This is a genomic window from Colwellia sp. C2M11, assembly GCF_018860915.1.
GTDB lineage: Bacteria > Pseudomonadota > Gammaproteobacteria > Enterobacterales > Alteromonadaceae > Colwellia.
Genome location: NZ_JAHKQD010000035.1, coordinates 1 through 8,616, shown reverse-complemented (window position 1 = coordinate 8,616; position 8,616 = coordinate 1). Strand labels below are relative to the sequence as shown.

General features: G+C 34.9%; 7 protein-coding genes. 5 read left to right on the top strand and 2 right to left on the bottom strand.

What is annotated here, in order from left to right; genetic code table 11:
• The first annotated feature begins 775 nt into the window (after window positions 1-775).
• Together KO509_RS09045 and trmA are read left to right on the top strand one after the other, a co-directional pair.
• Window positions 776-1,249, top strand: a complete 474-nt coding sequence (locus KO509_RS09045; protein WP_215972958.1) for an RNA-binding protein — start codon at window positions 776-778, stop codon at window positions 1,247-1,249.
• Between the two features lie 338 nt (window positions 1,250-1,587).
• Window positions 1,588-2,685, top strand: coding sequence for a tRNA (uridine(54)-C5)-methyltransferase TrmA (trmA, locus tag KO509_RS09040; RefSeq protein WP_215972957.1), 1,098 nt, complete (start codon window positions 1,588-1,590; stop codon window positions 2,683-2,685).
• Between the two features lie 64 nt (window positions 2,686-2,749).
• Here trmA and fabR read toward each other — a convergent pair whose 3' ends face one another.
• Window positions 2,750-3,385, bottom strand: coding sequence for an HTH-type transcriptional repressor FabR (gene fabR / locus KO509_RS09035; RefSeq protein WP_215972956.1), 636 nt, complete (start codon window positions 3,383-3,385; stop codon window positions 2,750-2,752).
• A gap of 187 nt (window positions 3,386-3,572) precedes the next feature.
• Here fabR and KO509_RS09030 point away from each other — a divergent pair, with 187 nt between their 5' ends.
• The 3 genes from KO509_RS09030 to KO509_RS09020 all read left to right on the top strand — a co-directional run bounded on the left by KO509_RS09030 (window position 3,573) and on the right by KO509_RS09020 (window position 6,868).
• A complete protein-coding gene (locus tag KO509_RS09030) occupies window positions 3,573-4,691 on the top strand; it encodes a fatty acid desaturase (RefSeq protein ID WP_215972955.1) in 1,119 nt (372 codons plus the stop codon).
• A 93-nt stretch (window positions 4,692-4,784) separates the two neighbouring features.
• Window positions 4,785-6,215, top strand: a complete 1,431-nt coding sequence (gene sthA, locus KO509_RS09025; RefSeq protein WP_215972954.1) for a Si-specific NAD(P)(+) transhydrogenase — start codon at window positions 4,785-4,787, stop codon at window positions 6,213-6,215.
• Between the two features lie 137 nt (window positions 6,216-6,352).
• Complete coding sequence (locus KO509_RS09020; protein WP_252727467.1) at window positions 6,353-6,868, top strand: phosphoglycerate mutase family protein; 516 nt, start codon at window positions 6,353-6,355, stop codon at window positions 6,866-6,868.
• 96 nt (window positions 6,869-6,964) lie between these two features.
• Here the strand turns inward: KO509_RS09020 and KO509_RS09015 are convergent, their stop codons facing one another.
• Window positions 6,965-8,206: a malic enzyme-like NAD(P)-binding protein gene (locus KO509_RS09015; protein ID WP_215972953.1), complete on the bottom strand. Its 1,242-nt coding sequence runs from the start codon at window positions 8,204-8,206 to the stop codon at window positions 6,965-6,967.
• Window positions 8,207-8,616: the final 410 nt, after the last annotated feature.

Genomic DNA, 8,616 nt, shown 5'->3' with positions numbered 1-8,616 from the left:
CCATTATTACCTAAGTAAAAGTGATGTGTTACTGCTCAATGAATTCTGTCGTGATACCAGCAAAGCTGATATCGCATTACATAGTCGCTACCTATCTCGCTAGAAATAAGTAACTATATTTATTTGCATGAACATCATTCATTAAGCGTTTTTTTTGTTCCGCTTTCCTAAGAAAGAAGAACTATGTAAAAACAAGTTAATGTGAGTATTCACACAAATTGCATGATAACTAATTGTTAAAGAAGATATCGAGTAACTAGGTTAGTCGATATAGATGAGAGTCGCATTCGCTCTTCATCTGAGCAGGTTAAGTCTAACTTAATCTGCGTTGCTCGTTGCTGTTGCCCCGAAGCAGGATGCGTATCATACGCTCCCGAGTTTTAATGTCAACATTTTATTTTGATATTTTTAAAAGTTTTTGCAAACTCTCAAACCTTTCATTTTAAAACGTTAAGTTAACCATTTATCATTAAATGAAAGTAGATAACTTATTAAAACAGCCCGTTGATGATTCGTTTTGCCTGAACCCCTTGGAACTGGAGCGCATTGTAGAGATTTTTAAAAAAGGGTCAAGGATTTTTTGTAAAGTTTTGCTTGTTCGCAGATAAATCGAGCTAAATGTTTTCATTTCATCCAATTTATCGTTATTAATTGCTATCTTGAATGTTTTTTACACTAATATAGTTGCACAATGACAAAAGGTGAGTAACATAGAAATGTAAATTTACATTTTGTTCTTATAAATTAATATTAAAATAATAATTAGGTATCCATTATGAAGTCTCCGAATATCTCAGCAATAGTTATAGCAGCCATTTTCGCTATTATTGCTTTTTTAGTTTTTAGTTATATATCAGCTGTTACACCTTTACTTATTGCTGTCTTTGTTTTTGTCAGTTTACTTATTGCTTCACTTATTAACTCTCCTGCTAGTAAAGACAACCCAAGTGTTTCATCTGATACTGAAAATAATACCAACGATTTAAAAACACTCTATGTTGGTAATTTGCCTTATCGCGCCAATGAGACAGCAGTAAGAGAACTGTTTTCTACATACGGTCATGTCGAATCAGTAAGATTGATGAAAGACAAACATACCGGTAAACGTAGAGGATTTGGTTTTGTAGAGATGTCTGCAAGTGATTTAGAAAAAGCAATTACAGCATTAAATGATGCTGAATTTGAGCAACGTACTTTAAAAGTTAGAGAAGCAAAAGAGCGTCCTGAAAAAGTTGAAACAAAGGACTAAGCCTCATAGCGTTAACTCTGCATTAAAGCTTAAAACTAAAACCCGATTACTATCGGGTTTTTTATTACCGTAAAATCGACTTAATTGTTGTCTTCGATATAACTGCCCTATCGCTTTGTTGATATGATTTATGACTTTTATCTTTCTTAGTTAAAAGGCACGATATTAAATTTCTCCTAACGACAATGGGATAAACCTAAACAAATATTCACTCTATACTAGACAAAACCTAATCTCACGCTAAAATTGCGCACTTCAATACTCAAGTTTATCAAAATAACTGAGTATCCTAGCTCATACCAGTAGCCTCTAATAAGTAAACAATAAGGTAAGCATTTATGTTTAGTCATATTCATCCCGATAATTATGAACAGCAATTGTCAGAGAAAAATCAAGAAATGACCGCTCTATTTTCTTGCTTTAATAATCTCCCCTCTGCAGAAATATTTCCATCAAAGCCGTTGAATTATCGTTTACGTGCTGAGTTTAGAGTCTGGCACCAGGGCGATGATCTCTATTACATAATGTTTAACAGTGAAACTAAAGAAAAGTTCCGTGTTGATGATTTTCCTGTGGCCAGTCAATTAATAAATCAGGCTATGAAAGCTTTATTAATTGCAATTAAAGATATTAAAGAGCTACGGTACAAACTATTCCAAGTTGACTTTCTTTCAACGTTAAGTGGTGAGCTCCTTATTAGTATGCTTTACCATAAACCTTTAGAGCCTACCTGGGAAAAAGCAGCAACAGAGCTAAAAGTTCAATTATCAAAAATAGCTCCCGTCGATATAATTGGTCGGGCGAAAAAACAGAAAATCATCCTTGATAAAGATTATGTGATGGAGTCTTTAAGGGTTGGTGATAAGAAGTTTATCTATCAACAAGTTGAAAATAGTTTTACCCAACCAAACGGGAGTGTAAATGAACAAATGCTGCTATGGGCTCAAAAAGCGACAGTCAACGCTGGTGGAGATTTAATAGAGCTTTACTGTGGTAATGGAAATTTTAGTATTGCCTTAGCGCAAAATTTTGCACGTGTTTTAGGTACTGAAATATCAAAAACTTCGGTAAAATCCGCACAGGTAAATATAACAGCTAATAATATTGATAATATAAATATTGTGCGTATGTCGAGTGAAGAGTTTAGTCAAGCCATGAACGGTGAACGTAAATTCAGACGCCTAGAAGGATTCGATTTAACCACATACAATTACGATACAGTATTAGTTGATCCACCTCGTGCAGGACTCGACAAAGACAGTGTTGAGCTCGTAAGCCGTTTTAATACGATTATATATATTTCTTGCAACCCTAATACATTAAAAGAAAACTTAATTGACTTAACGAAAACACACACCATTGAGAAATTTGCTTTGTTTGATCAATTTCCCTATACCTCACATATTGAAGTAGGTATGGTGTTAACAAGAAAATAGTTTAAGGAAGTGACCTTTCAAACTCAAAAGGGTTGAAACAAAATTTCATCTGTTGCGAACTTAGTTATTTATTTGTTTTTTTTGATATTTTACGTCTATCACTAAGTTCAGCAGCACCACGAGCAATAAATCGAAGTTGTTGAATAGTCTGTTTCGATAATTGCGCTCTTTCTGATTTATCGTCCATATCTAATGCATCGGAACCTGCACTAAAAACGATAGTGACCGCTGCATTAGCTTGCATATAAGCAACTTCTGTATCTAAATTCTTTGCGTGTTGTAAATAATCACAAAGTTCCATGGTGAAATAACGAATTTCCCGAATTACCGCGGCTCGAAAAGCCGCTGAAGTACCTGAGCGTTCTCTTAGTAATAATCGAAAAACATTACCGTTACTTTCTATTAGCTCCATAAATGTCTCAACAGATATTTGGATAACTGAGCCACCTTTCGCAATACGTTGGCGGGCTTGGCGCATTAACTGCCTTAATGTTAAACCTGCCTCATCTACTAATGTTAAGCCAAGTTCATCCATATCACTAAAATGTCGATAAAATGAAGTTGGTGCAAGACCGGCCTCTTTTGCTACTTCCCTTAAACTTAAACTGGAAAAACTACGCTCAGCACTTAATTGATTTAAAGCGGCATCAATCAACAACCTACGTGTTTTTTCTTTTTGCTGGGCACGAATACCACTCATGGCTTTCCTCTTTATAAAGTATTCTAGGTGAGCATATTATAACAAACGCATAATATCAGTTTACTAACCCGAGTAAAAATATATTAATTAGACTTGACTGGTTCAACGTGTACGCTAAACTATAACAATAGCGTACACGTGTACACTTAAATTCATATGAAATATTAGTTAAGAACAGCGAGATAAAATGAAAAAACCCCAGATTGTATGGCTCAACGTCGTTATTTTTATAGTCACCTTTTTAGTCGCTATAATTGCAGTTCCTTATAGAGCCATGACCACAGGCTTTGACAATACAGAATTAGTATTTGCTTTAATCTGTTTTATTTATTGTGGTATGTCAATCACCGCTGGTTATCATCGTTTATGGTCACACAAAACCTACCAAGCACATTCAAGTTTACGTTTCATTTTTGCTTTAGGCGGCGCATTTGCATTACAAAATAGTATCTTACATTGGTCTTCAGATCATAGAGTTCATCACAAACATGTCGATAACAATGATAAAGACCCTTATTCAGCCAAAAAAGGCTTTTGGTATTCACATATAGGATGGATGTGCCGAGAGTATCAAGCTCATCGTTATAGTGATTACAATAATGTTCGAGATCTACAAAAAGACAAAATAGTAATGTGGCAACATAAGCATTATTTATTACTGACTATTATGATGAACCTTGGCGTGCCAATCGCATTTGGTTTATGGCACGGAGATATTCTTAATAGTATTCTATTAGTTGGCTTCCTACGATTAGTGTTAAGTCATCACACGACATTTTTTATTAATTCGTTAGCCCATATTTGGGGAAAACAGACTTATACTGATAAAAACACTGCAAGAGATAATGGTTTGTTAGCATTACTTACCTTTGGCGAAGGCTATCATAATTATCATCATATATTTGAAAATGATTACCGAAATGGTATTCGTTGGTGGCAATTCGACCCCACAAAATGGCTAATTAAAAGTTGTCAGTGGTTAGGGTTGACGACAAAATTACGCACAAGCCCAGAAGATAAAATTGAAAAGATGCGTCTAGCTATGACCCTAAAACGTAGCAAAGACAAATTAACTCGATTACCTAATGCGGAGCAAGCTATTTTACACCTTCAACAAGAATATGACTTATTGATTAGTAAACTCAATGATTATTATCAAGTACGAAAAACACTGCTAACAGAAAAGCGTGAGCAAGTATTAGCAGATGTTGAAAAGTCTGAATTGATGAAACAATATAAAGAATTGAAAATTAAATTGATTGAACAACAAAAGAATTGGCACAGCCTCACTGCAAAACTCACATAATAATCAATAAAATACAAATCAATTGATTACCATTTTCCCTAAATCCTGCTAATATTTTCATAAGGAATATAATCAGGGTTTGAGGAAAATCTTTTGGCTAAAGCTAATACAACGAAATCAACGAGTGAAAAAACATTTGATTATGATGTAATCATTATCGGTACGGGTCCTGGTGGCGAAGGTGCCGCAATGGAACTTTCCAAAAAAAATAGAAAGGTCGCTATTATTGAACGTTATAAAGACGTTGGTGGTGGCTGTACTCACTGGGGTACAATACCTTCTAAAGCATTACGTCAAAGCGTTAGTCGATTAACAGAGTATAATGCTAGCCCATTATTTCGTGGCCACAATAAAGCGAAGCGTTTAACCTGTGCAGAAATCTTAAATCATGCCTCTTCAGTTATAAGTAAACAAGTACAACTCCGCAGTGGTTTTTATGATCGTAACCAAGTTGAACTAATCACTGGTGATGCTTCTTTCATTGATACTAATACCATCCAAGTTATAAAAAAAGATGGTTCAATAGAAAAGATTAACGCAGAAAAAATTGTCATTGCTACCGGCTCACATCCTTACAGACCTGATGATATTGATTTTAATCATCCACGAGTGTATGACTCAGATACTATTCTTTCACTTAAACATGAGCCTCGTTCTATAATTATCTATGGGGCTGGTGTTATAGGTAGTGAATACGCATCAATTTTTCGTGGCCTGAGTGTAAAAGTAGATTTAATTAACACACGTGAACGACTCTTATCCTTCTTAGATGATGAAATATCTGATGCTTTAAGTTATCACTTATGGAATAACGGTGTAGTTATTAGGCATGGTGAACAAATAAAGCGTGTTGAAACCACAGAGCAATCCGTCATTGTATATTTAGAATCAGGTAAAAAAATGCGAGCTGATTGCCTGTTATTTGCTAATGGCCGTACAGGCAACACGGCTGATTTAAAATTAGAGAATGCCGGCTTAAAAGTAGATGGACGTGGACAATTAAAAGTAAATAACAAATATCAAACACACGTAGATAATATTTATGCTGTTGGTGATGTTATTGGTTACCCAAGTTTAGCTAGTGCTGCTTACGATCAAGGTAGATTAGCAGCATCGGCTATGATTGATCATCAAAGCACAGCGATGTTAATAGCTGATATTCCTACAGGTATTTATACCATTCCTGAAATCAGCTCCGTTGGTAAAACCGAGCAAGAGTTAACGGAAGCTAAAATACCTTATGAAGTTGGTAGAGCACAATTCAAGCATTTAGCTAGAGCACAGATCACCAATAGCCTAGTTGGCTCTTTAAAAATTCTTTTTCATCGTGAAACTAAAGAAATCTTAGGTATACATTGCTTTGGGGAAAATGCTGCTGAAATCATTCACATTGGTCAAGCGATCATGCAACAAACCAATGGTGGTAATACTATTGAGTATTTCGTAAATACAACCTTTAACTACCCAACAATGGCTGAAGCATTTCGTGTTGCAGCATTAAATGGATTAAATAGATTATTTTAATCCATTTACTAAATGGGTAATTACTGTAGTTACATAGCTTATAAATTGAGTTATGTAACTTATCGCTGTCTATTAAGTAACTAGTGATCTAGATTATTGAAAATAACACACAAAAATTAATCTCGTAAGAAATGGCAATGACTAATAAAATGTTTTTTATGACAAGCTTAATATTATTTAGCTGCTTCAGTGTTGTTGCTGAGAATTATAGTATTTATCTAGTGCGACACGCAGAGAAATTGGATAAGTCTGCAGATCCAAATTTAAGTGAATGTGGTAATCAACGTGCTCACCAATTAGCTAAAATCTTAGCGAAAACCAACATATCTGCAATATATAGCACAAAATATCAAAGAACGATGCAAACTGCAGCGCCGACAGCTAGATTACAGCAACTAACAATCAAAAATTACAACCCAAATGATTTAAAGAAACTATCTAACCAATTACAACAAGATAAAATGAATGCCCTTATTGTTGGCCATAGTAATACTACCCCCGTCTTAGCAGGCTTTTTAGCCCAACAAAAAATAGCACCATTAACAGAAGATGATTACCAGTATTTATATCAAGTGCAGTTTTTGAATGAACAACCAATGTTAACTATCTTACAGCAACCTATAAATTGCCAAACACATAAAATTGCTAACTAACTGCCCTTATTAAAGCAGTCATGATTGTTTTTCTTAAAAAAAAGGGGGGAGATATAATTTATATCTCCCCCCCCTCTTAATTAAAGGCCAGATGAATTAAAGCATATAATTTTTTGGCATAGGTAAAGCAGCGACACCAGAATCAATCGCCGCTTGTGCGACAGCTCTAGCAACAGTCGCTAACAAACGTGAATCCATTGGTTTTGGAATAATATAATCTTTACCAAAACTTAATTCTTTTTCACCACTCGCAATTAACACTTCATTAGGAACAGGTTCTTTCGCCAACGTACGAATAGCATGTACAGCGGCAATTTTCATTTCATCATTAATAGTACGAGCACGAACATCTAACGCACCACGGAAAATGAATGGAAAGCATAGAACATTGTTTACTTGGTTTGGATAATCACTTCGCCCCGTAGCAATGATCAGATCCTCTCTAGCAGCGAGTGCATCTTCAGGTTTAATTTCAGGATCAGGATTTGAACAAGCAAAAATAACAGGTTTAGGTGCCATTAATTTAACTTGCTCTTGTGATAATAAATTAGGACCAGAAACACCAACAAATACATCAGCACCAGTAATAGCATCTTCTAAAGTACGTTTGTCAGTGTTATTAGCAAATAGCTTTTTATACTCATTTAAATCATCACGGCGCGAATGTATAACACCCTTAGTGTCTAACATATAAATTTTTTCTCGTTGTGCACCACACTTAATCAACAATTCCATACAAGCAATCGCGGCAGCACCAGCACCTAAACAGACAATATTTGCTTGATTGATATCTTTACCTTGAATATCCAAAGCATTCATCATGCCTGCTGCAGTTACAATAGCAGTGCCATGCTGATCATCATGAAACACAGGAATTTTACAACGCTCAATTAATGCTTTTTCAATAGCAAAACATTCTGGTGCCTTAATATCTTCGAGGTTAATACCACCAAAGGTATCAGCAATATTCGCTACCGTATTAACAAACTCTTCAACCGTTTTATGTTTTACTTCAATATCAAAAGAGTCAATATTAGCAAAACGTTTAAATAATAATGACTTACCTTCCATCACTGGCTTTGATGCCATTGCACCTAAATTGCCTAAGCCTAAAATGGCAGTGCCATTAGTGATAACAGCGACAGTATTTCCCTTTGCAGTGTATTTATAAACATCGTCAGGATTATCTGCTATTGCTCTTACTGGCTCTGCAACTCCTGGACTATAAGCTAGTGATAAATCTTCACTCGTTTCCGCTGCCGTAGTTAATGCTACGCTAATTTTTCCTGGCGTTGGTAAAGAATGGTAATCAAGTGCTTGTTGACGAAGATCTGACATTATTGTTTCCTAGTGCATTAGTGGTTAAATTATAAATAACACTTATTTATTATTATGTTTTTTCTAGTGTATTGCATTGCTTATTAGTTTATCAAGACCATTTAACTATATAGAATTGCTGTAAGCTTTATTAAACATAAACTTTATCAAGCAATTAATCATATTATTTAACTAAATAACGAACATTAGAACAGGGTATTATTAGTGATAACAGAGCTTATGACTGCAGAATAGATTGCACAAAGGCTGACAACAATTTACTTGAACTCCTCCCTCGCTTAATGGCAGCACCAGTTAGGGTTAAAAATTTGCTTTTATCAGCTAGACTTAGAAATTGTACCAATTTCATTTTATTAAGTTGTGTTTGAGTTGAGGAATAAAAAAGCCCCTAGTAAATAAATACTAGGGGC

What these genes read in the sequence shown, in the direction of transcription:
- KO509_RS09030 (WP_215972955.1), top strand. Translation starts at nt 3,573, where the DNA reads ATGAAAAAACCCCAGATTGTATGGCTCAACGTCGTTATTTTTATAGTC.
- KO509_RS09020 (WP_252727467.1), top strand. Translation starts at nt 6,353, where the DNA reads ATGACTAATAAAATGTTTTTTATGACAAGCTTAATATTATTTAGCTGC.
- KO509_RS09045 (WP_215972958.1), top strand. Translation starts at nt 776, where the DNA reads ATGAAGTCTCCGAATATCTCAGCAATAGTTATAGCAGCCATTTTCGCT.
- fabR (WP_215972956.1), bottom strand. Translation starts at nt 3,385, where the DNA reads ATGAGTGGTATTCGTGCCCAGCAAAAAGAAAAAACACGTAGGTTGTTG.
- trmA (WP_215972957.1), top strand. Translation starts at nt 1,588, where the DNA reads ATGTTTAGTCATATTCATCCCGATAATTATGAACAGCAATTGTCAGAG.
- KO509_RS09015 (WP_215972953.1), bottom strand. Translation starts at nt 8,206, where the DNA reads ATGTCAGATCTTCGTCAACAAGCACTTGATTACCATTCTTTACCAACG.